The 23,879-nt window shown below is 39.1% G+C and carries 20 protein-coding genes; 7 read left to right on the top strand and 13 right to left on the bottom strand.

Annotation, left to right across the window (positions count from 1 at the left end; all coding sequences use genetic code 11):
- Positions 1 to 57: 57 nt before the first annotated feature.
- The 3 genes from EHQ70_RS11820 to EHQ70_RS11810 are packed head-to-tail and all read right to left on the bottom strand — an operon-like array spanning position 58 to position 4,124.
- On the bottom strand, positions 58 to 1,662 hold the full coding sequence (locus tag EHQ70_RS11820; RefSeq protein WP_135586639.1) for a glycerol-3-phosphate dehydrogenase/oxidase: 1,605 nt from the start codon (positions 1,660 to 1,662) through the stop codon (positions 58 to 60).
- Positions 1,659 to 2,510: an aminoglycoside phosphotransferase family protein gene (locus EHQ70_RS11815; RefSeq protein WP_135586637.1), complete on the bottom strand. Its 852-nt coding sequence runs from the start codon at positions 2,508 to 2,510 to the stop codon at positions 1,659 to 1,661. The genes EHQ70_RS11820 and EHQ70_RS11815 overlap by 4 nt, the downstream gene beginning before the upstream one ends.
- 15 nt (positions 2,511 to 2,525) lie before the next feature.
- Entirely contained in the window at positions 2,526 to 4,124 is a 1,599-nt protein-coding gene (locus tag EHQ70_RS11810) for a xylulokinase (RefSeq protein WP_135586635.1), read from the bottom strand.
- A gap of 213 nt (positions 4,125 to 4,337) precedes the next feature.
- On the opposite strand from EHQ70_RS11810, the gene EHQ70_RS11805 reads away from it, so the two are divergent.
- Positions 4,338 to 5,543 carry an MFS transporter gene (locus EHQ70_RS11805; RefSeq protein ID WP_135586633.1) on the top strand — a complete coding sequence of 402 codons (1,206 nt, stop codon included), beginning with the start codon at positions 4,338 to 4,340 and terminating at the stop codon, positions 5,541 to 5,543.
- 131 nt (positions 5,544 to 5,674) lie between these two features.
- On the opposite strand, the gene EHQ70_RS11800 is transcribed toward EHQ70_RS11805, so the two are convergent.
- The 3 genes from EHQ70_RS11800 to EHQ70_RS11790 all read right to left on the bottom strand — a co-directional run bounded on the left by EHQ70_RS11800 (position 5,675) and on the right by EHQ70_RS11790 (position 7,624).
- Positions 5,675 to 6,238, bottom strand: coding sequence for a DUF7000 family protein (locus tag EHQ70_RS11800; RefSeq protein WP_244288321.1), 564 nt, complete (start codon positions 6,236 to 6,238; stop codon positions 5,675 to 5,677).
- 11 nt (positions 6,239 to 6,249) lie between these two features.
- Positions 6,250 to 6,906 (bottom strand): HAD family hydrolase, encoded by a 657-nt coding sequence (locus EHQ70_RS11795; RefSeq protein WP_135586631.1) that lies wholly within the window; start codon positions 6,904 to 6,906, stop codon positions 6,250 to 6,252.
- Between the two features lie 67 nt (positions 6,907 to 6,973).
- A complete protein-coding gene (locus tag EHQ70_RS11790; RefSeq protein WP_135586629.1) occupies positions 6,974 to 7,624 on the bottom strand; it encodes a TetR/AcrR family transcriptional regulator in 651 nt (216 codons plus the stop codon).
- A gap of 164 nt (positions 7,625 to 7,788) precedes the next feature.
- On the opposite strand from EHQ70_RS11790, the gene EHQ70_RS11785 reads away from it, so the two are divergent.
- Together EHQ70_RS11785 and fliF are read left to right on the top strand one after the other, a co-directional pair.
- Complete coding sequence (locus EHQ70_RS11785; RefSeq protein WP_135586627.1) at positions 7,789 to 9,258, top strand: aspartate aminotransferase family protein; 1,470 nt, start codon at positions 7,789 to 7,791, stop codon at positions 9,256 to 9,258.
- A gap of 248 nt (positions 9,259 to 9,506) precedes the next feature.
- The gene (gene fliF / locus EHQ70_RS11780) at positions 9,507 to 11,207 is read left to right on the top strand and encodes a flagellar basal-body MS-ring/collar protein FliF (protein WP_135586625.1); all 1,701 of its coding nucleotides are present in this window, start codon (positions 9,507 to 9,509) and stop codon (positions 11,205 to 11,207) included.
- A 6-nt stretch (positions 11,208 to 11,213) separates the two neighbouring features.
- Here the strand turns inward: fliF and EHQ70_RS11775 are convergent, their stop codons facing one another.
- Positions 11,214 to 13,775, bottom strand: a complete 2,562-nt coding sequence (locus EHQ70_RS11775) for an adenylate/guanylate cyclase domain-containing protein (protein ID WP_135586623.1) — start codon at positions 13,773 to 13,775, stop codon at positions 11,214 to 11,216.
- Between the two features lie 50 nt (positions 13,776 to 13,825).
- Between EHQ70_RS11775 and EHQ70_RS11770 the strand changes: the two genes are divergently transcribed.
- Positions 13,826 to 14,749 (top strand): alpha/beta fold hydrolase, encoded by a 924-nt coding sequence (locus EHQ70_RS11770; RefSeq protein ID WP_244288320.1) that lies wholly within the window; start codon positions 13,826 to 13,828, stop codon positions 14,747 to 14,749.
- A 97-nt stretch (positions 14,750 to 14,846) separates the two neighbouring features.
- On the opposite strand, the gene EHQ70_RS11765 is transcribed toward EHQ70_RS11770, so the two are convergent.
- The 4 genes from EHQ70_RS11765 to dapA are packed head-to-tail and all read right to left on the bottom strand — an operon-like array spanning position 14,847 to position 18,402.
- A complete protein-coding gene (locus EHQ70_RS11765; RefSeq protein WP_135586621.1) occupies positions 14,847 to 15,893 on the bottom strand; it encodes a CdaR family protein in 1,047 nt (348 codons plus the stop codon).
- Positions 15,890 to 16,720, bottom strand: a complete 831-nt coding sequence (gene cdaA, locus EHQ70_RS11760) for a diadenylate cyclase CdaA (RefSeq protein ID WP_135586619.1) — start codon at positions 16,718 to 16,720, stop codon at positions 15,890 to 15,892. Before cdaA ends, EHQ70_RS11765 begins: the two co-directional genes overlap by 4 nt.
- Before the next feature lies 1 nt (position 16,721).
- Positions 16,722 to 17,567: a 4-hydroxy-tetrahydrodipicolinate reductase gene (dapB, locus tag EHQ70_RS11755; protein WP_208729541.1), complete on the bottom strand. Its 846-nt coding sequence runs from the start codon at positions 17,565 to 17,567 to the stop codon at positions 16,722 to 16,724.
- Positions 17,518 to 18,402, bottom strand: coding sequence for a 4-hydroxy-tetrahydrodipicolinate synthase (dapA, locus tag EHQ70_RS11750; RefSeq protein ID WP_135586615.1), 885 nt, complete (start codon positions 18,400 to 18,402; stop codon positions 17,518 to 17,520). Before dapA ends, dapB begins: the two co-directional genes overlap by 50 nt.
- A 77-nt stretch (positions 18,403 to 18,479) precedes the next feature.
- Here dapA and EHQ70_RS11745 point away from each other — a divergent pair, with 77 nt between their 5' ends.
- Both EHQ70_RS11745 and EHQ70_RS11740 read left to right on the top strand, forming a co-directional pair.
- Complete coding sequence (locus tag EHQ70_RS11745) at positions 18,480 to 19,541, top strand: MraY family glycosyltransferase (RefSeq protein WP_135586613.1); 1,062 nt, start codon at positions 18,480 to 18,482, stop codon at positions 19,539 to 19,541.
- Positions 19,542 to 19,568: 27 nt separating this feature from the next.
- On the top strand, positions 19,569 to 20,552 hold the full coding sequence (locus tag EHQ70_RS11740) for a DUF368 domain-containing protein (protein ID WP_135586611.1): 984 nt from the start codon (positions 19,569 to 19,571) through the stop codon (positions 20,550 to 20,552).
- Positions 20,553 to 20,813: 261 nt separating this feature from the next.
- On the opposite strand, the gene EHQ70_RS11735 is transcribed toward EHQ70_RS11740, so the two are convergent.
- A complete protein-coding gene (locus EHQ70_RS11735) occupies positions 20,814 to 22,280 on the bottom strand; it encodes a sodium:proton antiporter (protein ID WP_135586609.1) in 1,467 nt (488 codons plus the stop codon).
- 55 nt (positions 22,281 to 22,335) lie between these two features.
- Positions 22,336 to 23,367 (bottom strand): MBL fold metallo-hydrolase, encoded by a 1,032-nt coding sequence (locus EHQ70_RS11730; RefSeq protein WP_135586607.1) that lies wholly within the window; start codon positions 23,365 to 23,367, stop codon positions 22,336 to 22,338.
- A gap of 81 nt (positions 23,368 to 23,448) precedes the next feature.
- On the opposite strand from EHQ70_RS11730, the gene EHQ70_RS11725 reads away from it, so the two are divergent.
- Complete coding sequence (locus EHQ70_RS11725) at positions 23,449 to 23,850, top strand: hypothetical protein (protein ID WP_135586605.1); 402 nt, start codon at positions 23,449 to 23,451, stop codon at positions 23,848 to 23,850.
- The last annotated feature ends 29 nt before the right edge of the window (positions 23,851 to 23,879 follow it).

Genomic DNA, 23,879 nt, shown 5'->3' with positions numbered 1-23,879 from the left:
CAAATCATAAATGGGGAAAGTGCTCTTTGTCAGCCTAAAATTATGATCTAAAAAGAATCAAACAGGTAATTTTAAGGTTCTGTAAATGATCTCTGTTTCTTTCTTTTTTGTTTCCTCTGACCAATTCCATTCTTCTGCAGCCGTATCAATGATCGCCTTCATGATTTCATCAGAAAGAATCCCAAGTGTTCCAAGACCTGTCCTTCTTAAGAAAATATCAGAAAGAGATTTTGCCATTTCATAACGGATCACATAAACAACTTCTGCTAAAATTTCTCCATCGGCATTGAGAACGGCCGCTAGATTTTTTGTTTTTCTAGCAAGTTCCAAAATGATTTCATATTGTAACCCATAATGACGGATTAAATAATCGATAGTTTTTTCTGAGAAATCGGCATTCTGTTTTTGTGCCCCTTGAATGAAAATTTCAACATTCGGTATTTGCGAAGCGTATAAATGTTGTTTTGCGGAGATGTTTTCACCAGGTTTTTTATGTAATTTCTTTTGGATTCGTTTGAAAATTGATTCTGCAAAATGTCGACTCGTTGTGTATTTTCCACCAGCGGCTGTAATCAAACCTTGGATTCCATCTCGAGAGTGATCATAAAGTTCAGATCTTCTGGATGCAGAATACGTATCATCGGAACTTTCAATTAAGGGCCGTAAACCCCCGTAAGCAAAAATGACATCATTTATACTTAACTTTTCTTTGAGATGAGAAGTTTCATTGATATAATCAATAAATTCAACAATACTTTCGCGAGTGAGTTTCCAATCCTCCACATTACCAAAGTAAGACTTCTCTGTTGGCCCAATCATCGAGTGGCCTCTCCAAGGAGCAAAACTGAAATGTCCTTTATCGCCCACATAAAGAGTCATTAGGTTGGTTAACTTTTTAGTGATGATATAGATCCCTTCCGAACGTTTTTTCGGCATAGGTTGTTCTGTTTTAGGAGATTTAGAAAGGATATTGTGAGTCCATGGCCCGGAAGCATTGACTGTTACCTTGGAACGGATTTGGTGTTTAACACCCGTCAAAACATCATGGACTTGAATTCCGGTAACAGCGCCTTCATTCCAAATTAAATCATCGACGATTGTATAATTTGAGATTTTAGCACCATAAGCGACAGCAGACTTTAAAAAACTAAGTGTTAACCTTTCTGGACTCAAACAAATGGCATCGTAAAAATATGCCGCGTCCTCAAAATCACCTAAATTCTTTTCTATAAGTTCTTTTCGTTTGAGATATTTATGATTGGGAATTTGTTTGGATTCGTCCCAAGTCCACTTACTATCAAAAGACAGAAGGTCATAAACAAAAAGACCAATTCTTGCAATGATTCCTGGTTTTGGAAGGATCATTGGGTAGGGATAAACCAAATTAGGAGCAATGTTAGAAAGGATCCTTCGTTCTTTGAGTGCTTCTCTCACAAGGCCGATTTCAAATTGTTTTAGATAACGAAGTCCACCATGAATTAATTTTCCAGTGGCTGCTGAAGTTGCTCCACCAAAATCTTTTTTTTCAAGCAAAGCGACTGTATAACCACGACTTGCTGCTTCATATGCTAAGCTGGCACCAGTGATTCCTCCACCGATGATCGTAACGTCAAATTCCTCACCATTGTATGATTCAACAAAACGTTCTAGTTTCAAATTCATACTTTCCCACCATTTGCCACCAAACGAGTGATTTGTGATTTTAAACTTTCTCTTTCACTCTCAATATTCCATAAGCCCAAACGAAGGATGAGGGCAGGTAATCTCCAAGCCGAAATTTCTGCATCAGTAATCCCGCTAAGTTTTTTATAGGCTTTCAAATACCCGCCTAGGATGAACTTTCTGATGATTGTATAAAAAATAATTTTTAATTTTGGTGTTCCCGGCCAAAGTTCTCCATCGGTGAACAGTAGGAAGGTGAAAGCAACATCCGCTGCCGAATTTCCTTTTGCCGCAGTCATCCAATCGATGATGATTTCATCCTTCCCTTCAACAATTACGTTTTCTGGATGAAAATCCAAATGAAGGATAGAATTTCCATTGGGTAACGAAGTTATATAGGACTTGATTTTTTCTTTTTCACTGCCAGTCAAAAAAGAAAGTGGATCGGAGGCCAAACACTGATTTAAGATTTCTTTAATATCTTTAAAACGTTCCGATTCAATTTGATGGATGCCGTAATGCAAACGAGCCAATTTCCCTGCGATCCGAAAGAGTTCCAATGGATTTTTATCAGGAAGTTTTGTAAGTGAAATTCCATTCAACCTGTCAAAAATAATTCCTGACCTGTTTTCCACTTTGACTTTTCCATAACATCTCATCGTCGATGCACCCTTTCTGTTGGCCTCAACGGTATTCTCTACCTCTAAATCAATTTCTGATTCCTTCGCCTCTGGAAAAAAAAGTTTTAGAATTTTATTCTCAGGCAAAGCAAATAGATCCGCCGATCTACCAATTGCGAAAGGTTTCCCCAAACTTTTCATACTGTATTCAATGTTATCTTTAGCCATTTCCTATTCCCAAATTTATGTATTTAAAACTGCAAAATTATTTTGATTCGTTTGATAAAGGTTTTTGAAGACCTTAAAGTTTTTATCATAAATTTCTTTATGATTTGGATTAGGAGTCCATCTGTCTTGGATCGGAATCATAAACTTAATTTCTTCATATTTTTGAATTTTTCCAATTCCAAAAGCTACGATGGCAGCAGCTCCCATCGCGCCAACGTTTTCCGGATGAACCACCCTTTCAATGGTTTTTCCAGTGATATCAGCTAACAACTGACAGATAAACGCAGACCTTGCCACACCTCCCACAAAGCGAATTGTATCAGAAGTAGGCACCTTTCGGTGAGATAATTCTAAAATCCAACGTTTATGAAAAAGGATTCCTTCTACAACTGATCGAATCAGAGTTCTTTTGCCCGTATTCAAACTGATGTTAAAGAAAATCCCTCTTGCCTTTGGGTCTTCAAAGGGACAACGGTTTCCATGAAGCCATGGCGTAAAGATAACTCCGTGAGATCCAGGTTCTGTATCTTTAATCGAATCAAACATAAACTCGAATAAACTTTCATACACAGCATCGGGACCATCGGTGATTTTCTTTTTTTCTAAGTATAAATCAATTTCATCTAAAGCCAAGTGGTCTCTTACCCATTGCAAACATTTACCAGATGTTTCCTGTTCTCCAAAATAATTATAATGTCCTTCTCTGGCACCAACGATGGAAGCAATCCTTGCACCAATATCAACCGTTCTCTTTTTGGTAACTGTTGAAATCCATCCAGAAGTTCCAGCATAAATATGTGTATCACCTTCGCTAACGGCACCTGCACCTACACCAATGAGAGAAGCATCTCCACCACCACCAAACACTGCTATGTTTTCTTTGAGTCCTAAATACTCGGCAGCTTCTTTTGTGAGTCCTCCCACACGATCAGAAGAATTCACAATCTTTGGCAAATGATCCAAACGAACACCGAATAACTTACAAAGAAGAGGACTCCAATTTCCTTTTCCAACCCTTGAGTTATATAAAAAAGTAGCAAAGGCAGAATCTCTAGTCATCACAGCTTCGTTTGTAGAACGTGCGATTAGATATTCTTTTACATCGAACCACCACTTCACTTTGGAGAAAACTTCTGGTTCATTTTTTTCGACCCATTTGTATTTCCAAATAGGATCCTTTACACTCGCAGCCACAGCTCCCGTGATCCAAAGAGATAACAAAAGTTTGATGGCATTGATTCCTTCAATTTTAAGACCATGAAGAATTCCTTTTTTCATTTCTTCTGTTGCTCTTTGGTCCATATAACTCATCGCAGGACGCACTACTTGAAACTTCGAATCGGTGAGCACAAGGCCCTGCATCTGGGAACAAAAGGAAATTCCTTGGATGGAGTCTGGTTGGATTTTGGATTGGGTTAAGATTTGTGCGGTGGTATCTTTCATGGAAGACCACCAGTCTTCTGGATTTTGTTCGGCACCCCCATTTTCAAAAAGTTGGATCGAATATTCCTTTGTAGCAGACTGAACGAGTTCCAGTGCCTCTGTCATTCGAAAGAGGCAGGTTTTGACTCCGGTAGTGCCAATATCATAAGTAAGTATATATTCCGATTGCATGCAAACTCCATCAAAGTCACCCACCAAATGACCGTTCCAAAAGGTTTGTCGTTTTTCTCCCGAAAAAGGAAAAAAGTGAGTGATCACTCACAAAGAATTAGAATCATCAGCTCCGATGGCAAATCATTTTCCTTCGGCGTTTCTCCAGTTGAGGATTTATTCCGAACAAATGATTCAAAATCAAATCTATCGATTGCACAAAAGGGAGTCAAAATGAGTCAAAACCCACCAAAATTATATTCGTATCGCTGGGTCGTGCTTTTCGCCTACATCATCATCACTGCCACGATCTGTTTGCAATGGTTGACTTTTGCACCCATCGCCCGTGATGCCAAAGAATTTTATCACGTAAGCCCTTTGCAGATAGATTTACTTTCTCTTGTTTTCCTCGGAGTTTTTGTCTTCATTGCCATTCCTGCATCCTACGTGATTGATACTTATGGAATCAAAAAAGGAGTTGGGTTTGGAGCCATACTAACTGGTGTTTGCGGATTACTCAAAGGAATTTATGCTGCTGACTACACCATTGTCCTTATCTGCCAAATTGGTTTGGCCATAGCACAACCTTTTTTACTCAACGCCGTCACAAAGATTAGTGTTTTGTGGTTTCCTATCCAAGAACGAGCCACTGCTGTTGCCCTGGGAACTCTCGCGCAATTTCTCGGAATCATTCTTGTGATGATCCTCACTCCTATCTTACTCCAATCAGGAAATTCCATTCCAGGTGTTATGATGATTTATGGTTTTGTTTCCGTAGCATCTGCCATACTTTTTCTTATCCTCATCAAAGAAAAACCACCAACTTCTCCCAGCACTCACGGCGAGGACCATGAACTTCCCTTTTTAGAAGGCCTTCGTTTTTTATGGAGACAGAAGGATATGAGAAAAATTCTGTTTTTGTTTCTCATAGGGCTTGGAGTCTTCAATGCAGTCAGCACTTGTATTGATCAAATTTGTGAAATCAAAGGACTCAATATCGATGAATCAGGACTCGTGGGTGGAGTGATGCTCATCTCTGGTATCGTAGGTGGGATCATCATTCCTCCGTTATCCGACAAATTACAAAAGAGAAAATTATTTCTCATCATTGCGATGGCAGGATTTTTACTTGGACTTAGTTTGTTCACCTTGTTCCAAGGATTTATTTTCCTACTCATCGGTTCAATTGTGATTGGATTTTTTCTACTCGGAATTGGAGCGCCAATTGGATTTCAATACTGCGCCGAGATCACTTCTCCCGCACCAGAATCCACTTCCCAAGGATTGTTACTTCTAGTAGGACAAGTATCGGGGATTCTATTTATCTTAGGACTGAACTTCCTCGGAATGATTTCTTTTCTCTATATTCTACTCATCTTATCACTGATCAATTTTGTGATGGTGTTTTGGTTAAAAGAATCACCGTTTATGGAAAGTTAAGGGATAAACCAATCGGCACAAGGGTAGCCAATGAAAGCTATCCTTGTATCTAGGAGAGATGATACCAGGTTCGATTAGGGAATGATAAGCTTCTGTTATGCCTTATCCATTACTTTGTAAGCCAACTACTTTTATTTCAATTTACTGCGCTTAATGTCCTCAATAATTTCCGCAGTCACCTGAACCAAATGATTTTCTATTTCTTTCGTAAGCCGATCCAAATCATTAAAATCTGGATTTTCAATTAGGACAGTCTCAAGAATAGAATACTGTGGTTTGGTAGTTCTATTTTTATTCCACTTCGTGTTTTTAAAATACTCCCAATACCTTTCTTGGATGGGAATGGTCTGACCCAAAAGCCAAACTTCAAATTGCATTTTAGGATGGTTTAACACAAGCCCCATCTTTAATTTTCTATCTTTCAAGAACTTGTTTCCGTAATAGAAATAGGTATAGTCCATATAGCCTTGAAAAAGGCTTCCAAAGGAATAACTTTTAGAAAGATTTTTGGATAAGTTTGTGCCGAGTTTGGTTACGTATTTTACGAGCCTAGCATATGCTTCTTGGATGTCTCCGATTTGGAGTTGTTTTTTGTATGCATTTACATAATCATTCAAATCTTTCATTGGGCAACCTTCTGCTTCTCTTACTGTTTTGTTTGTTATCGCATACAATCGTTCCAAAAACGTAAACAAACTATCCTTGATTACGCAAAACTATATTGATTGATTAAATACTCTTCTAGTTCCAAAAAATTTCGAACAAATGGAATTTTCCCCGTTTGGAAATAAGGAAGATGCCTATCATCGTGGGCGATACCAACGAAATGAAATCCAAACCTGCTAGCAGATTCGTAATCGGCAGGAGAATCGCCGATATAGATGATTTCCTCCTTATTAATATTTTCTTTTTTTAATAATCCAAAGATTGGTTCAAAAACATTTTGATTCGGTTTGTGAACAGTAGTATGATCAGAGGTTTGGATCTGTAAAAAAAAATTCAGATTCACTTGAAGTTCATTCAGTTCGCGAATGACAACTTTTTCACTGGATGAAGTGACAATTCCAAATTTTACGAAGTTTTTATATTTATCAATAAAATCAAAAGCATTTAAATGAGGAATATTTAAATCTTTTTTTGAAAATTCTATATAGATAGACCAAAGATAATGAATATCCGAAGAAAATCGCCCAAAGAGTCTCAGTAAAAATTCTTCAGCAGGAAGTCCCCAAGCGGCATCAATTTCTTTTTCGGTGATTTTCGATTTAAAGATTTCTTCAGATAATTTGTATATCGTGTTATAACGAGTTTTTCTTGTTTGGACTAAAGTATCATCGTAATCGAATAGAATCGCTTTTATCATATCGCTTCAGTTTTTGTAATTATGAAACTTCTCGCAACTGTTTATGAATAAAAACAAAAAACTCTACCTATCCGCCAAGTGCCCTGCGAATGACCTTCATGACTCCCGCCACAACCTCTTCATCCTTATCAAACACATCTTCTCCCAAATATATTTTCATACGTTCTTTATAATATACTGTGGAATAAGAAAACTGGAGTGTCATAAAGATATTATCTAATAAAAATGCAGAAAGATTACTATCCACTTCCGAACTGATGGTTCCTTCTTTTTTGGCTAGGTTGATCATTTCAATATAACATTTGGCAGATAAAGATTCGAGTTCACCTGACAAACGAGTGATGAGCTCATAATTACTTTCTGTTGTCATTTCGTTATAGAGACGGATGATATCTTGGTTGATCCGGGAATGGGTTTGGATGATGCGAATGATCTTTTCTATTTTGCCAAACAAATCCAAATCCATAGCAAGAATGGATTCCAAAGTTTTTTCTAATTGGGTGATTCCGTGGTCTACAACAGTGAGGAAAAAATCTTCTTTGGTTTCAAAGTATTTATAAAGTGAACCAACGCTAATTCCCGCTTTTTGGGCAATGGTATTGGTATTGGCGCTCGTAAACCCGCGGTTGGCAAATTCAGCGATGGCTGTTGATAAAATCCGGTTTCTCTTTTCTTCGGAAATCCGCTCAAAACTATCATTAAAATGCTTCGTAACCATATCTGTCCCCGTCCAATAAACTAAAAAGACTGGATTTCTCAAGGAAATTGATCGCTATTTTCCAAAGAATCCGAGTTTCTCGAACTATTTTATGAATTCCTTCTTGACAATGAGTGATGACTCACTCATTGTCAAGAAAAAAGACCCGGAAGAGGAAAGATTATATGGCCCAAGGCTTTTCCATGAACGAATACCCAAACGTAGACCAAATCTACAAAGACCTAAGGAAATTAATTTCCCTTCCCATCCGATCCATCCGTAAAAACGAAATGGAGGGGATCATCCATAACTACTTTGATAAAAAATGTAGTAAATCCAAAGCCATGATCACAAAAGCTTCGGAGTACATTCCGGGTGGCGTTCAACACAACCTTTCTTTTAACCACCCCTTTCCTCTTGTATTCACAGAAGCATCAGGTGCTTATCTCTATGATTTAGACGGAAACAAATACATCGATTTTTTACAAGCAGGCGGGCCCACCGTTCTCGGAAGCAATCCAAACATTGTACGTAAAAAAGTCATCGAACTTCTCAATACAACAGGACCCGTAACTGGTCTCTTCCACGAATACGAATATAAGTTAGCAGAAAAAATTGTAGAGTTAGTTCCTTCTGTCGAAATGTTTCGAATGCTCGGTTCTGGAACAGAAGCTTGTATGGCATCCATTCGCGTGGCAAGACTTGCCACTAAGAAAAAAAACATTGTGAAGATGGGCGGAGCATATCATGGTTGGAGTGATCAACTTGCGTATGGACTTCGTATCCCAGGAACAAGACATTTCGAAGCCAATGGAGTTCCTAAGTCCATTTTCAAATACACTCAAGAATTTTATCCGAACGATTTGAACGCTTTAGAATCGGTTCTCAAACGAAATCGTTTTTTTGGTGGAACAGCTGCCGTTCTCATTGAACCAGTGGGTCCTGAAAGTGGAACAAGGCCTCTTGACTTTGATTTTAACAAAGGTGTTCGTGAACTTTGTAACAAATATGGTGCCCTTCTTATCTTTGATGAAGTGGTGACTGCTTTCCGAATTGGACTCAGTGGAGCCCAAGGGTATTTTGGTGTGGATCCTGATCTTACCATCTTTGGTAAAGTTGTTGCAGGTGGATATCCATCGGCTGGTGGACTCGGTGGTAAAAAAGAATACATGAAGTATGTATCTGCAGGACTTCAAACAGGCACCAAAAAGGCGTTAATCGGTGGAACGATGGCGGCAAACCCACTGAGTTCTGCAGCTGGTTACTTTACACTTTGCGAAATGGAAAAAACAGGAGCCCTTGAAAAATCAGGAAGAGCGGGTGATAGGCTTACTAAAGGGTTACAAAAACTAATCCAAAAGTATGATCTTCCTTTTGTTGCTTTCAACCAAGGATCCATCTGCCATTTAGAAACCGTTGGTACAATGTTACTCGACATCAATATTAAGAAGTTCTGGACCATCAAAAAAACAATTGCCGAAGCTCATAAACGAAAACATGCCATGGAAGAAATGGGAGCGGCTTATATGTCAGAAGGTCTAGTAACACTCGCGGGCAGTAGGCTTTATACAAGCGCATCGGATACAGATGCCGTGATTGATGACGCCCTCAAACGATTTGATCGTGTGTTCCAAAAAGTGGAAGGTGTGGCGTAAAAGAAAACCATTCAAAACGGTATTCTTTCACCAGGTTACTGTTCCCCATATCTCTTTCTGCCTAAATTCAAAATCCCTCCTTTTCCAGCCAACCAAGGCTGTGGATTGGGTGGGTTTTCCTTTTCGGATCGTCTGAATCCATAAATCCCAACCGAAATCCCCCTTAATTTCCGCACCTCCCCGAAAAGTACTTGTACATTTCGGAATTGCCGACACATTATGTCTCAAATCTCGACGAGGCCCGTACTATGCCTGAACCACTGCAAAAGATCATCGATAATCTCAAAGAGTTGTTAAACAAACTCGATAAAACCAAAAAAATGATTTTGGGTGGTGTGCTCGCCGTTGTGGTGGTGGCAGTCATCATCTTATCCAATGTCTCGTCACAACGAAACCGAGTGGTTCTTTTTAAGGATTTGGATTCCAAAGACTTTTCTGAGGTAACCAAAAAACTCGATGCCCTCGGTTATTCTTATGGTTCCAGCGAAACAAGTCTCATCACTGTAGATCCTGACCAAAGACAAGAAATCGTTACAAAACTTGCACAAGAGAATTTGATTCCTGCCGGTGTAACAGGCTGGGAACTCTTTGACATTGAAAAATTTACAGAGACCCAATTCGATAAAGACATTAAAAAATATAGAGCTCTCAAAGGTGCGATTGAAAAATCACTCAATACATTAAGACCCATCGAAAGATCTGATGTCAACATTGCCATCCCCGAAGGAGATCTTTTTGAATCCAATTCCTATCCAGTCAAAGCCAGTGTCATTTTACACTTCAAACCTGGTGTGGATGGGATGAGCAAAAAAGAAATCAAAGGGATTGTGAACTTAGTTGCAAGAGCCGTTCCCAAACTCAAACCAGAGAACGTTAGTGTTGCCGATCCTGATGGAAAAATCATTTCCGACTTTGAAGAAGACTTAGAAAAAGAAAGATTAGAACTTCGTATCGTCCAAGAAAAACTTAGAATCGAAGAAGAAGAACGAGTGAAACGACTCATCGACATTCGAAATACCCTTCGTTGGTATCTAGGCGGCGAAGATCGAGTGGACATCACTCGTTTCGAATATTCTTTCAATTGGGATCAAGAATCCTTAACTGAAAACGAAGTATTACCTGTGGTTGCTGAAGAAGATAACCCTGACACACCATATAACGAAAGAAAGTTGGTAGATGGATATTCCTTAAAAGTATCTTCCAAAGAAACAAAAGAATCTTTTAAGGGGCGTGGGTTCACTCCCGATGGCCCTGCTGGAACAGAACCAAATCTTCCTCCTGGTTATAAAGATACGGATTACCAAAAAGCAGAATACTCCAAAGACGAAAATATCAATAACTACGAGTTCAATAAACGAGTTAAAGACATCAAACGCCAACCTTGGAAAATCGAAAAGATTGGACTCTCTGTTGTGGTCGATGGTGTTTGGGAACGAAAAGAAAGAGAAGATGGACTGGGATATGATAGAAAGTACATTCCCGTTGCCGAAGGTGACTTAAAACTAGTTCGTAAAAACTTAGAAGCAGCGATTGGTTATACAAGATCACGTGGTGACCAAATCAGTGTCATCACCATTCCAAAAGATAGAACCGAACAATTCCGTTTAGAGGATGAAGAATTTCAAAAACAAAGAGCCATCCGAAATATGGTCATTGCTTCACTCGTAATTTTGATTCTACTCATCCTTGCTATCCTTGTATATCGTGCGATCAAAAAAGAAATCGCAAGAAGAAGAAGACTCAGAGAAGAAGAACTTGCTGCTCAACAACAAATGATGAGAGAAGCTGCTCTTCGAGTGATGGACGAAGGGGGAGCAGAAGTCGAACTCTCCCTCGACGAAAAACTCAGACGAGAATTACTCGAAAACGCAATCAATCTGGCAAAAGAAAAACCAGAAGACGTGGCTCAGTTATTACGAACTTGGCTTGCTGAGGAAGAACAAACCTAAGAGAATTTAAGTTCCGTTCTTCCAACGGATATTGGCACCCTGTGTGATCCGGGAATACACTTCCCGGAAATACTGGTTAGGTGCCTTGCCATCTGGATCTTGCGAATAACGAGGCCTTAGGCGATGGACAAAATACATATCCAACTCACCTTTATTTTTTCCGTAAATTTTTCCTCGGTATTCCGTAACAAAAAAATATTTTACTAACTCATAAGTTTCTTTGGAAACATTGATTTTTCCTGTTTCACCACCGGATTCCATTCGAGAAGCTGTATTGACTGTATCACCCCAAATGTCATAAGCAAACTTAAATCGTCCCACCACTCCCGCAACCACGGGACCAGTATGAAGACCAAGCCTAAGTTCCCAAAATGGTAAGTTAAGGGCCGTTTTGATTTCCTTCAATTGGTTCATAAAACTTTGGACTTCTAATGCCGCCAAACAAGCGTCAATGGCACTGGTTCTATTTTCTACAGGAAGACCACCAGCGCACATATAACTATCCCCGATGGTTTTTAGTTTTTCTAAATTGTTTCTGAGGATAATTTCATCGAACTGAGTGAAACAAGCATCCAACTCTTCGATTAAACTTTGTTCATCCATACCCTCAGCAACTTTAGTAAACCCTTTGAAGTCAGTAAAAAGAACAGTGACGTTTTCGATCCGTGAAGGTGTGACACTTCCTTTTTGTTTCAATTCTTGGGCTACTTTATAAGGCAAAATATTGAGTAATAACTTTTCTGATTCTTCTCTTGCCTCTTCTGCTTTGTCTTGTGCAATGAGAGCCTTTTCTCTTTCTTCATCAGCCTTTTGTTTTTCCAAATCCAATAGAAAATAACTGATATCCAATTCTTCTGCCAAAGGACGAGACATGATATAAACCACAAGGTAATTAAACAAAACGAGCGGCAAAACAATCATTGTTAAATGAAATGCCGATTCCCCCACTCCGTATTGTTCACGAATGAGAGGGAAATATAGTATGGCAGCAATACCCATAGTGATCAGGCCTAAGTTGGCTAACCTTTGGCTGAGTTGGATGGTTCTTCCTTCCAATGACAAAGCACCATGCCGGAGTACCGCATAACCGAGTAAAAATGCGGGAATGAATTGGAAGTCTGCCAAAGGATAAATGGGGAATCCATGACTTGGCAATAGGCCCGCTAACAACAAAACAGCGGATAACAAAAAAGACCCAATGATCCATTTAGATGCAAAATTGATATAACCTTTGTTTCTTAAAAAAGTAATGAGTACTAAAACGAGAGCAATGGCACCGTTCATTCCGACAAGTAATTCAGCCGGACCCCCGTGGTGGACTCTTGACCATGGATAATCAAAATAACCGACAAACAAATATGGTGAAGGTGCAAGCACAGCAGCACTCACACAAAGAAAATCAATTCCTTGAATCCAAGAAGGAGATTTTTTACCAATGGCTTCGAATACCAAACGCACCATGATACTCGGAGCAAATGCAAAAGCCACAAAAGTCATTTGTGAAATACGAAGTTGTACGACGTAAGATATATTTAATTTTAAAGGAACAGATTGGATGACATAAAACCCAGTGAGGATGAGTGCGAAGGCACAAAGTTGGTTGATTCTTGCGGATGGATTGGCACCGGCAACAATAATAGAAAGGAAAACCGCACCAAACACTGATATTACGGGCGGGATTCCCCAAGGGTACCATTTTGCTGATTCATAAGCATCGGGGGAAAGCCCAAAGGAAACACCAAAAGAAATAAAAATCAATACAAAGGATAAAAGTGCAAATAGAAAGTAAAACATTCCATTCTTTTGGAATAGAAGTTCGTTCACATCAAAAAAGTCAGAACGAAACACCCCATAGGCGACAAGCAACATAGGAATGAATAAAAAGAATCCACCTGGATACACTTTGAACCCAAGGATACTGGGCGCATTCATGGTTGTGAGTAAAAAAAGCAAATTCACTCCATGGAATAGTGTTAGATGATAATGTTTACGAATGTATTGGTAATGTTTGATAAAGGACGGTAAAATTAAAAAGAAATACCCAAGCGGGGCCAAAATCCCCCATGGACGAACAAAAGAACTTCCCCTAGGATACTTTCCGAAAGTGAATTCAAAAACAGTAGTTTCAAAGCCCTTCCCAATCAACACACCAAAGTACAATACTAAACTTGCAAACCAACAAAGATAAGAATAATACAATAACAACTTACTTTGTTTGCCTGTCATATGGTAGGCCAAATAAAAAGCAGTTGGGGCTAATGGTGCGACAAGAAAGTATAATAAATCATTCCAAAAAACCAATGTATGTACATCTTGAATCCAAGCTCTCGTTGTTAACACAAGACCTACAGAACCAAAACTGATAAAAGCAACTGTCAAATTGAGGTGGAATATTTTGTTATCAACATCCGATTTACGAAACTTTTGAAATGCAAAATAACTTAAAAATACTCCCACAAAAAAAGTAAGGATTCCTGGTGCTCCATAAGGAATCTGATGCCAAAAATATTCCCAATCCGATATGGTTCCTTCAGGTTTTACAAAATAAATGAGAGGGTATGATTCCATCTCTTTAAAGATCGGCTTTCGGGAAATCAGAAAGTAGCAAATTCTTCTATTTGACTCACTTCCTCTTTTTTTGTGCTATGTCGGATATGGTGGATCTAAACTTTCCAAAAAAGAACGCAACCGAATGGTTGGCAGCTGGCAAATTCTTCGAATATAAAAAATTTCAAATTTTCTTCATCCAAGAAGGAAGAGGACAAAATTTAATTTTGCTTCACGGATTCCCTACTTCCTCTTGGGACTATTCTAAAATTTTTAATGGTCTTTCACGTTACTTCAATACAATCGCCATTGATTTTTTAGGATTTGGATATTCTTCCAAACCAAAAAAACATACATACACACTGATCGAACAAACAGATATCATAGAAAACTATATCGAAAAAAATGCACTACGTAGGGTTAAATTTGTTTTTCACGATTATGCAGTGAGTGTGGGCCAAGAAATTTTAGCCCGACATTTGGAACGCGCAGATCGTAAGTATGAAATTGATGGTGCCGTTTTTCTGAATGGAGGACTTTTTCCGCATCTCCATAGGCCAACATTCAAACAAAAACTTCTCGCCACACCAATCTTAGGTGCTATTCTTTCAAGGTTTTATGATGAAAAAAAGTTTGGAGTGGCTTTTGCTCAAGTATTTGGAAAAAATACAAAACCGAGTGACAAAGAAATATCTGTTCTTTGGAAACTCATCACATATCCCAATAAAGTTTTAATTCCTCACAAGTTATTAAAATACATCAAAGAAAGAAGATTACATGGCGAACGTTGGAAAAATGCACTCCTCCAAACAGAAGTTCCCCTTCTTTTTATTAACGGCGGAGAGGATCCAGTAAGTGGTCGTCACCTAGCAGAAGAAATCGAAAAACTTCCGATAAAAAACAAAAAAGTAATTCGTTGGGAAACAATTGGACATTATCCGCAATGGGAAAATCCAGAAGAAAGTTTTAAAGAAATCTATGAGTTTCTAAAATAAAACAAAGGGTTTTTGGTTGGACTTAAATTTGATACTCAATTCTGAAACGTAATTCAGAAAAATATAATCGAATCATGATGCATTCGATCTTTAAAGTTTAAGTTCGATCGGAAGGGACAGTACCTGGGCCTTCCATCCCTGTTCCATCATCCGTAGGATCTGCTTCAGGATTTTGTTCCTTTACTTTGTAACGGATTTCGATTTTTTCAGGACTGATTTGTAAAATTTCAATTCCTTTTAGATCTTTGTTTTTAATGATTCGAACCTTAGCAACTTGCGGCTGTAATTCGGGAATGATTTTATTTTTAATAGGATCAAAGATATAGTTACATGGAACTTGCGCAGTGATTCCGGTAAGAATCTGCGCAGACCGAATTGGTTTGAGAGAAAAATAACGAATGGCAACTTGTTCTTCCGAAAGTTCCGCATCTAACCTAGCATCTGAGCCCGAACAAACAATAGGAATTCCTGCAGCCGTTTGTTCCCCAGTTTTATACGAAAGTGGAATGATATTTACATTCACAGTGACATCCCGAGAGCCTAGAACATTCACACCTTTGGGAAGATCTGGAATACGAACCGTTTTTGCAAACGGTTCCTTTTTATCTACAAGTGAGATTTCCGGCAAAATGACCTTGGTGATTTTTTCTATATCTTGCGGTTTTCCACTGAGAGTAATTTTTTGAGGACTCACAATTTGAGTCAACTTTTCAAAGTTAGCTGGAGGGGCTCCTTCAAAAACAACTTCCAAAGGAACAACTTTTAATCCACGAGATTCAATTTCCACAGGAACGGTTTTTTTCAGTTTGGTAACCTTAACCCCACTCGGAACACCAACGATTTTTTTAATCGGAACTTCTGTGACTCCGAGTTGTACATCCTCTGGATCAATCACCGCTTTCATAAACTGCGAATAATAATTCACAACATCCTTCAAACCTTCTACACGAACTGGAATTGTTTTTTCCGGATTTTTGGAATAGTTTAGATTACCAGATAACTTTGGATAATCGACAGGAACGTTGATGGTTTTGATTAAAACTTTAGAGTTTTGGAGATTTACATAAAAAATACTAGCAATGATTAAAGAAACTAACTTTGCTTTCCAGTTTCTACCAACTTTACCTAAAAGTTTTGAAATCATATACTGACTCCCGTATCCTTCTCTTTCGGTTTGCGAAGAGAATCATCCTTGGATCTACGAGTTCCAGTCATTAGACTACTCACAAGGGCTTTGAGTTCCAGAGGTTTTACAGGATGTAACATTTCCCCTTCATAACAAATGGTAATGTCTCCTGTTTCTTCAGAGGTAACTATGATGATGGCATCTGTTTCTTCGGAAAGTCCCAAAGCAGATCTATGCCTTGCACCAAGTGTTGCAATTTCCACCGAACTACTCATAGGCAAATAAGAAGCAGCACAAACAATTCGATTTTGTTCGATGATGACAGCTCCGTCATGGAGAGGTGAGTTTTTAAAAAAGATAGTTTGTAAAACTTCGGACGTAACCTGCGCATCCATTGGCACAGCGTTTTCGGAGATATCTTTTAAACTAATGTCTTTTACAAGTACGATGATGGATCCAGTTTTTTCTTGAGACATCATCCGAACTGCTTCGACTATAGGATCTAAGTCAAAAGTTGGTTTGAGAAAAAACAACCGAAGAAGTCGAATCCTTGCCAAATCTCCCGTCAACCTACGAAGTTCCGGTTGTAAAAGGACTATGATCGCAAAAACTAAAGCTGGCCTGATGTTTGTGAGAATCCATTCGAGAAGTTCAAACCCTAAAAATTCCGCAAGACTTCCTGAAATCCAAATGATACCCACACCGAGTAAAAGTTGGATTCCCCGTGTTCGACGAAGTGTTGTGTAAGTTTTATAAATTAAAAATGCGACGATTAAAACATCTAAAGATATGGAGATATAGTTTTTACTCCATGGGATGATGTATAATCCTCGAAAAAAATCCAATTTATATTCCTAACACATCAAACATATTATAAAGGCCTTTGGATTTTCCGTGTAAAAACTCAGCGGCTTTTACAGCACCAGTGGCAAAGGTTTTGCGATCTTGAGCCTTGTGTGTGATTTCAATTCGTTCTTCTGGACTTAAAAAATATACGGTGTGTTCGCCAACCACTTCACCGGCACGCATCGTATGCATGGCGATTTCTTTTTGGTCTCTTTCTGAATACATTCCGTGACGACCATAAATGACATTTTCTTCCGAACGTTTGGTTGCATTTAAAAGAACTTCTTTTAGATACATGGCCGTTCCAGAAGGAGCATCTTTTTTATGACGATGGTGGATGTCTAAAACTTCTACATCAAAATCTTCATCTAACACTTTAGCAGCGATTTCTGTTAATTTAAATAAGAGATTTACACCAACCGACATGTTTGGTGAAAAAACAATGGGGATCGATGTTGCTGCCGATTGGATGAGTGCCTTATCGGAATCAGTAAGACCTGTTGTCCCAATCACCAATGGTTTTTTGTTTGATAATGCAGAATTTAAAATGGATTCAAATCCAGTATGGGTGCTAAAATCAATCAGGACGTCAGAAGACTCACATGCTTTTTGTAAGTCGGTGGAAAGTAAAATCCCAGTTTCTTTGATACCAGCATGGTTTCCCGAATCAAATCCTGCATAAACCGCACCTTCTCTCACGACAGCAGCGCTTAACTCTGATTTTTTGGAAAGGGAAAGGACTTGGATGATGGCCTTTCCCATCCTTCCCCCTGCACCGATAACACCAACTTTGATTTTAGACAATGCCTTCCTCTTTGAGTTGGAATACAGTTTTTTTGAAAGCATCCGCAGGAGAACCTTCTGACAAAGAAGTCATCGGAAGACGAAGTTCATTTTCACAATACCCAAACCAACTCATAGCTGCTTTAATAGGAATGGGATTGGTTTCAATAAAGGCATTGATAAACACAGGAAGGAGTTTGTAATAAATCTTTTTGGATGCTTCTAGGTCGCCGCGTAAATACAAGGAAACCATATCCACACAAGCGCGTGGGAAAAGATTGGAGACTACAGAAACAACTCCCCTTCCACCAATGGATAAAACTGGCAAAGTTAGGTTATCATCACCAGACAACAAATCAAAGTCAGACGGTGTCGCGGCAATGACCTTTGCCATTTGTCCCAAATCACCCGTTGCTTCTTTGATGGCCGCAATTTTTGGATGGGCCGAAAGCCTTGCTACTGTCTCAGGAAGTAAATTCACATTGGTTCTTCCTGGAATGTTGTACAACATTACCGGTTTGGAAGATACATTGGCAATCTCTGTGAAATGACGAAACATCCCTTCTTGTGTGGGTTTGTTGTAATAAGGATTCACAGTGAGAATTCCATCCACCCCGTCCGCACAAGCCGATTCCGTGAGTTCAATGGCTTCTTTAGTAGAATTGGCACCAGTGCCTGCAATGACCTGAATCTTCCCTGCGACCACCTGAACCGTCTTTTGGATGAGTTCTTTATGTTCCTCGTAAGAAAGGGTGGGAGACTCCCCGGTTGTCCCACAAGGAACCACACCCGCCACGCCGGAGCGGATCTGGTTTTCTAGGATTTTAAAATAACTATCATAATCGATTTTCCCCTGGCGGAAGGGGGTGATGACCGCGGTATAAACGCCCTGAAACATAAATTAAACATCGAAGAGGGACGGAATTTTGCAATAAAAAACTGCCAAAACACCCCTAACTCATAAACTTTACGAAAATGGTCTCTTTTTTAACGATTATAATTGCCATTCTCGCGATTCTCAGCCTAATTTTGCATTCATTCTATGTCTATTCCCGTTTCGGGGTCAAAGATGTGCCAAACGAACGAAGTTTGCACGACGTGGTCACAAAAAAGTCAGGGGGGATGTTTTTTATCCCTATCTTTCTCTTAGCAAGTCTAGGCCTCCTTTTTTACCCCAATCATTTACTTCCTCTACCAGAAAGTCCTTCTTCCAGAATTGACATTTATCTTTTGTTAGCTGGCGTTTTACTTTTCTGTATTTTAGGATTTATCGATGATTTGTATCATCTCAGTCCCAAACTTCGATTGTTCTTGGAACTCTCCTTAGTTGCGGTTTTTCTATATTGGGTGAATCCAGAGATTACCTTTTTTGGAATGTTCACTCTTCCTAAACTCGCGTTAGTTTTCGGTCTTACTGTTTTTCTAGTATTTGCAGTAAATCTCGTGAACTTTATGGATGGAATGGATTGGTATTTGGTCACAACCATCTTTTTGTCTTATTTTTCTTTGGCCTTTATTTTCCCCAATTTCTATTCAGTAGGAAACTATGGTTATAGTTTTTATCTGATCTTGTTTGTTTCCATGTTTGGGTTTATATTTTATAATTTTCCAAAAGCAAAACTTTTTATGGGAGACAGTGGATCATTGGCATTAGGTTTTTTTGTTTTGGCATTACCTTTGTTTGTTGGGAAATGGATGGAACCAAAACAAGAAGTTTGGGATGTCACATATTATTTTTATCTATTTCCTTACTTTTGGTTGGATGGAATTTTTATCCTGATCAAACGATTTTTTCAAAAGAAACATTTGTTCTCTGCCCATAGAGAACATCTCTACCAAAGAATCACAGAAACCAAGTTAGGAAAAATTGGGTCTTTAGCTATTTTTTTTACATTAAACCTCATCTTAGTTTGTTTGCATTTTGTATTCAAAACCTATGGTGTTCCCAACAATTTCATTTTGATCCTTCTATTTCTTTTTTCAGCCATTAGTTATGGTATCCTTTGGATTTTTGTACCTAGAAAAAACCTTGCATAAAGTCTTCGGGCTCCCATCCTTTCCTTTATGCCTCTATCGAAAAAAGAAATTCTATTCTGCCTTCTCAATGGCTTTCTCATCGGGATTGCCAACCTTATCCCCGGTGTTTCCGGAGGGACTTTTGCACTCATCCTCGGGTTATATGACAGGCTCATTACTGCCATCACTTCTCTAAACCTAGATACAATCAAAGTTTCACTCGCATTAGTGTTTGGATTCTGGAAAGAAGATGTAAGAAAACGTTTTGCGGAAGAAATGAAACGAATCGATTTTTGGTTCCTTGTGTTCCTAGGAATTGGTCTTTTACTTTCTGTGATTTCTGGTGCTAAACTCATTCAGTTTTTACTCCAAAACCATCCACAAGCAACTCTTGCACTTTTTATCGGACTTATTTTTCCATCTTTAGCAGTTCCTTACAAACTCATTGAAAAACATAGCCTCTTTGTTTGGTCATTTTTAATTCCTGGAATCCTTCTTACCATTATCCCTAGTTTTTTTATGGGTGACACTACTGGTTCCGAAAATCCACTCATCGCTTTTCTCACAGGTGCCATTGCAATCTCTGCGATGATTTTACCAGGAATTTCTGGTTCTTATATCATGCTTGTGTTAGGTGAATATCAAATTGTGATTGGAAAGCTTTCTACCATCCTCGAACCAAGTTCGATTGTTTTCCTCGGAGCATTTGCCATTGGATGTTTACTCGGACTTCTTATTTTTACTCATTTTGTAAAATGGTTATTTGTAAAATATAAGTCGCATACAATGACATTTTTACTTGGTCTCATCCTCGGATCATTTTTTATCCTTTGGCCTTTCAAAGATTATGCAAATGGTCAGGCAATTGTAGGTAGATCGGGAGAAGTGAAGCGAGACATTCAAATTGCAACAGCAAAGAATGTTTTACCAAAAGATTTTGCCGAAACACAGATCCCACTCGCAGCATTAATTCTCGGTCTTGTGCTTGGGTTTGGTTTGAACAAATTGGAATCGTTACAAGAAAAGAAATAGATTCACCGCAAACAATTTCCCACCTTTTGATGTCTGGATTTTACAGTCCAGACTTTGTCTTTCCAAATCACCTCGGGACAAAATCCTAAAGCCTATTCGAAAAATTGCAGACAGATGATTAGATAGCGAATAAATCCAAACGACCGCTACATGATAAAATAATTCAGATAATGATCAGAGGAAAACTAGAATTCGTGGTAATTCTGATGTGATTGTTGTGGTAGGAAAAACCGGGGAAAATTCCCCGGCCCATTTAAAATCTTAAACGAAAAACACAAAAGTAATTAGGATAAACACAGGAATTAAGATTCCCATAGAGTATGCTAGGTATCCACCAAAGGATGGCATCTTTACTTTGTTTTCTTCAGCCACGGATTTCACCATAAAGTTAGGAGCGTTACCGATATAGGTATTCGCACCCATAAACACCGCACCCACAGAAATGGCTTTTAGAATTTCTTCCGCTTGGACATTTCCAATGAACTGGCCGAGAGTGAGAGGAGCTGAACCCGCTGGAGTGAGGAGACCAGAAGCTAACGAACCAAAGGTGAGGTAAGTCGGAGCATTGTCTAAGACTGAAGAGAAAGCTCCTGTTGCCCAGAAAAATTGCCAGTTTTGAGTGATTCCAAGTTCCTTACCATGTGCTTCGAGAAGTACAAGAGCCGGAATCATCGTTATGAAAATACCGATGAAAAGGTAAGCCACTTCTTGGATCGGGTGAAGGGTAAAGTTATTGAACTTACGATTTTCTTCTTTGGAAGTAAACTTAGAAAGACCAATGAGAACCAGTAAAACGGCTTCACGGATAAATCCAAGAGTAGGAGTTTCATTGATTTGTGGGATGTAGTTACTGTTTAAAAAAGCAACTGCCAAAATCACACCTAGTAACCAAATGAAGTTCACTTGACCACCAATGGAAAAAGGAGCCGCGAGTTTATCGTCTTTTTTAAGATCTTTTTTGGTTTCTTTTTTGTAAGCGAGTGTATCCCAAACAAAATAAACAACAAGTAAGATCACAGTAGCAAACAACATCTCAGGTAATAGTTTGAATGTCCAAGTGAAAGGAACTCCTTTCAAATATCCGAGGAAAAGTGGAGGATCACCGAGAGGTGTTAAAGACCCACCAATGTTCGAAACAAGGAAGATAAAAAATACAACTGTATGAACCACATGTTTTCTTTCGCTATTTGTTTTTAACAAAGGACGAATGAGTAACATGGATGCCCCAGTAGTTCCAATAAAGGAAGCAAGACCCGCACCAATTAACAAGAATAATGTGTTGTTGAGTGGAGTTGCATGGATGTCTCCTTTGATTACAATTCCACCGGAAATATAAAACAAAGATCCGAGTAAAATGATGAAAGGAATATAATCGAAGAAAACTGTGTGAACGATATTATGGCTGTAACCATAAACGAGTAGAACCACAAAAGAAATGGCTCCAAGTCCCACAGCAAGGATCAATTTGTTATTATTGTCTTCCCACCAATGAGAAGTTTTGTGAGAAGCAACCGGTAAGATTGCGATGGAAAGTAAAATGGCAACAAAAGGTAAAACCGACCAATACGGTAGTTCCTGATGTACTGATTCGCCGTGAGACGAATGTCCTGTTTCTTCCTGAGTGGTTGTCTGCGCCTGAACCTGAGTTGGATCTTCCGCAAATAAACCTGCCGTTGTCACAGACAAACAAACCAGGAATACTATCATTGTGAGAAGCTTCTTCAACATGCTCACCATCCTATTTTTTTTAGGACAGCTTATCTAAAATAGAAACCTCTTGGAACTAAAAAAACCGAGACTCCCCAATTTTTAAAGGAACGAATTTTTCTTCGGAGATTCCCGATCGTTTTAGCTCCTCTTTAGTGCGGGGCACAGGAGAATCAAGGGGTTCATCCGAGAGAACAAAGGTCATATAATGCATAGGAACTAAATATTTAGCCTTTAGATCCGCAAAAGCTTGGACTGTTTCCTTGGGATCCACATGTACGGGTTGCATCATCCAGCGAGGTTCTGTTGCTCCCACCGGTAAAATTGCCACATCGATCGAACCAAACCTTTCGCCAATTTCACGAAAATGGGTGTAGTATCCGGTATCTCCCCCGAAATAGACTTTTTCCTTTTTTCCTGAAATGAGATAACTTCCCCATAGAGTTTCGTTCCGGTCAAACAAACCTCGCCCACTAAAATGTTGGGTAGGAGTAAAGGTAATATTCAGCCCGAAGGTTTTTGTTTCGTCCCACCAGTCCATTTCTTGAACATTTTTCATTCCTTCACCTAACAACAACTTCTTGTTACCAAGCCCCGTTAGGACAAGGGGATGAAACTTTTCCTCAAGTTGTTTTAAGGTAGGTAAATCTGTATGGTCATAGTGGTTATGCGATAAAATCACAATGTCTATCTTGGGAAGGTCTTCGATTTTGATTCCGGGAGGGGTGTAACGTTTCGGGCCCACAAAACTAACAGGAGAACATCTTTCACTCCAAATGGGATCGGACAGAATGTTCACTCCATCAATCTGAATGAGGGTTGTCGCATGTCCCACCCAAGTGACTGAAAGTTTGGACGAATTGTTCTTCAATTCCACTCCATCGTTTGCTACAACGGGAAACGGCGGATAGTCGGCCGGATCCAAACTATTGGGCAGTCGAAACCTTTGGAATTGCCAAACGATTACATTCCAAAGACCTTTGGTTTCGAAGGTTGGATTTGGATTTTTAAATCCGTTCTCTGTATGGTGGGGTTTGCGAACATTCGCCTCACTAAAACAGGAAAGAGAAAAAAATAGGAGGAACGAAAAGAATGATAGGGACTTCACGAGGATTAGACAGAAACAAACTTCCGGTGTTTGGAATTTTCGATTGCGTTTTTTAGAATTAGGAACGATCCTTCTTATACTATGTTTAGGTATGATGAGACAAAAGATCTAATGATTGCCTATGCAAAATGGCGAGATACGGTGGACCGTACGGAAGGGAGTGAAACAGTTTTCGGATCCAATGCCGAAGTTTCTGAAATTGCACGCGACCTCCGCGAAGATGCAGAGTTCGAACTCAGAATTCTCATCCAAGATTTAAAAAAACAAAATCCTGCCGCCATCAAAGAATGGGTGGAACTCACCAAACAGTATTTAAACACAATGGAAACCTCTGTTCCCGAAGAACAAATCCAAAGACGAAAACAAATTGCGCGGGATTGGAAGTATTCTCGTTCCCCTTTAGGAATCTCAGTACGTTACCCTCACCCTTCTCAATATTGGGGGAGTGGTATTGGAGTTTTAGGTCCCGATTTAGACTGGTAAGATTTTTAAGACCTACAAATCCTATTACC

Origin of the sequence: Leptospira congkakensis (assembly GCF_004770265.1) — a bacterium.
In the GTDB taxonomy this organism is placed as follows: Bacteria; Spirochaetota; Leptospiria; order Leptospirales; family Leptospiraceae; genus Leptospira_A; species Leptospira_A congkakensis.
This window is presented reverse-complemented; position numbering and strand designations above follow the sequence as displayed.

Excerpts from the sequence above, each read along its gene's own strand:
- EHQ70_RS11790 (WP_135586629.1), bottom strand. The coding sequence starts at position 7,624 with ATGGTTACGAAGCATTTTAATGATAGTTTTGAGCGGATTTCCGAAGAA.
- EHQ70_RS11725 (WP_135586605.1), top strand. The coding sequence starts at position 23,449 with ATGTTTAGGTATGATGAGACAAAAGATCTAATGATTGCCTATGCAAAA.
- EHQ70_RS11805 (WP_135586633.1), top strand. The coding sequence starts at position 4,338 with ATGAGTCAAAACCCACCAAAATTATATTCGTATCGCTGGGTCGTGCTT.
- fliF (WP_135586625.1), top strand. The coding sequence starts at position 9,507 with ATGCCTGAACCACTGCAAAAGATCATCGATAATCTCAAAGAGTTGTTA.
- EHQ70_RS11735 (WP_135586609.1), bottom strand. The coding sequence starts at position 22,280 with ATGTTGAAGAAGCTTCTCACAATGATAGTATTCCTGGTTTGTTTGTCT.
- EHQ70_RS11785 (WP_135586627.1), top strand. The coding sequence starts at position 7,789 with ATGGCCCAAGGCTTTTCCATGAACGAATACCCAAACGTAGACCAAATC.
- EHQ70_RS11815 (WP_135586637.1), bottom strand. The coding sequence starts at position 2,510 with ATGGCTAAAGATAACATTGAATACAGTATGAAAAGTTTGGGGAAACCT.
- dapA (WP_135586615.1), bottom strand. The coding sequence starts at position 18,402 with ATGTTTCAGGGCGTTTATACCGCGGTCATCACCCCCTTCCGCCAGGGG.
- EHQ70_RS11740 (WP_135586611.1), top strand. The coding sequence starts at position 19,569 with ATGCCTCTATCGAAAAAAGAAATTCTATTCTGCCTTCTCAATGGCTTT.
- EHQ70_RS11775 (WP_135586623.1), bottom strand. The coding sequence starts at position 13,775 with ATGGAATCATACCCTCTCATTTATTTTGTAAAACCTGAAGGAACCATA.
- EHQ70_RS11745 (WP_135586613.1), top strand. The coding sequence starts at position 18,480 with ATGGTCTCTTTTTTAACGATTATAATTGCCATTCTCGCGATTCTCAGC.
- EHQ70_RS11765 (WP_135586621.1), bottom strand. The coding sequence starts at position 15,893 with ATGATTTCAAAACTTTTAGGTAAAGTTGGTAGAAACTGGAAAGCAAAG.
- EHQ70_RS11820 (WP_135586639.1), bottom strand. The coding sequence starts at position 1,662 with ATGAATTTGAAACTAGAACGTTTTGTTGAATCATACAATGGTGAGGAA.
- EHQ70_RS11810 (WP_135586635.1), bottom strand. The coding sequence starts at position 4,124 with ATGCAATCGGAATATATACTTACTTATGATATTGGCACTACCGGAGTC.
- dapB (WP_208729541.1), bottom strand. The coding sequence starts at position 17,567 with ATGCTTTCAAAAAAACTGTATTCCAACTCAAAGAGGAAGGCATTGTCT.
- EHQ70_RS11795 (WP_135586631.1), bottom strand. The coding sequence starts at position 6,906 with ATGATAAAAGCGATTCTATTCGATTACGATGATACTTTAGTCCAAACA.